1 protein-coding gene and 1 pseudogene are annotated in these 1,138 nt (G+C 39.4%); both read left to right on the forward strand.

From position 1 onward, the window contains the following. Positions 1 to 69: 69 nt before the first annotated feature. Entirely contained in the window at positions 70 to 420 is a 351-nt protein-coding gene (tnpB, locus tag QNI15_RS38840) for an IS66 family insertion sequence element accessory protein TnpB (protein WP_314037593.1), read from the forward strand. A gap of 178 nt (positions 421 to 598) precedes the next feature. Beyond that, positions 599 to 766, forward strand: a pseudogene (locus tag QNI15_RS39100) (hypothetical protein); the annotation flags it as partial. Positions 767 to 1,138 lie beyond the last annotated feature (372 nt).

Consider the following 1,138-nt stretch of genomic DNA (forward strand, 5'->3'; position numbering starts at 1 on the left):
ATTGATCCATTTGTATTGATCCATTTGTATTGATCCATTTGTATTGACCTATAGACTCAATAAAGTGAGATGTTTTCATTAGGCTCTTCTCATCGATTTTATTTGTATGCTGGCTATTGTGACATGCGTAAATCCTTTGATGGTTTATGTGGCTTGGTCACTTCTGGGATGCAAAGAAATCCTACCAGTGGAGAAGTGTTTGTTTTTCTGAATCGGACTCGTACCCATCTTAAACTCCTACACTGGGAAAAAGGCGGTTTTGTCCTTTATTATAAAAGGTTAGAAACAGGAACATTTTTACCTCCTGCATTGAAGAGTAATTTGAAAAGTAATGAGTTATCTTGGGCAGATCTGGTACTGATGGTTGAAGGCATACAAGTGGTGAAGAGTATCCAGAAAAAACGCTTTTCTTTTCCTTAAAATACCCATTCTACTTGTTGTATTGCTTCTTAAGTACTATTTTTAGCCTATGCAAAGAACGCTGGAAAATCTATCGAAAGAAGAACTTTTACTGCTTATTTCCAGCCATAACACAACCATTTCCTCTCTTGTAGAAGAACGCGATTACCTTAAATCGCAACTGGAAATGTTTAAACGCATGCAGTTTGGACAGAAGCGAGAACGCTTCGAAGCAGACCCCAATCAGATCCTACTACCTTTTGATGTGCCTGAATCAGAGAAAGAGTCCGAACAAATTCAACAAAAAACAGAATCTATTGATGATGAGTTAATTGATGGTGAATTAATTCAGATCGAGTATACCCGTAAGCGAGCCAATCACCACGGAAGAGCCCAACTACCAGCCCATCTGCCGGTAGAAGAGATTGAAATCTACCCTGACGGGGATCTGTCACAGATGATTTGCATTGGTAAGGAAATTACAGAAGAGTTAGAATGTGAACCTGCCCGATTCTATATTAAACGCTATATCCGTTATAAATATACTCCCAAACAGAATACCTCTAAAGAAGCTGCCAGTCAAGATCAACCACAGACCAATCAACCACAGACCAATCAGCAACAGATCAATCAGCAACAGATCAATCAGCAACAGATAAAGATTGGTTCACTTCCTGAACGGGTGATAGACAAAGGAATTCCAGGAGCAGGCTTGTTAGCTACCATTTTGACAGACAAG

It is taken from the genome of Xanthocytophaga flava (genome assembly GCF_030068545.1).
Lineage (GTDB): Bacteria > Bacteroidota > Bacteroidia > Cytophagales > 172606-1 > Xanthocytophaga > Xanthocytophaga flava.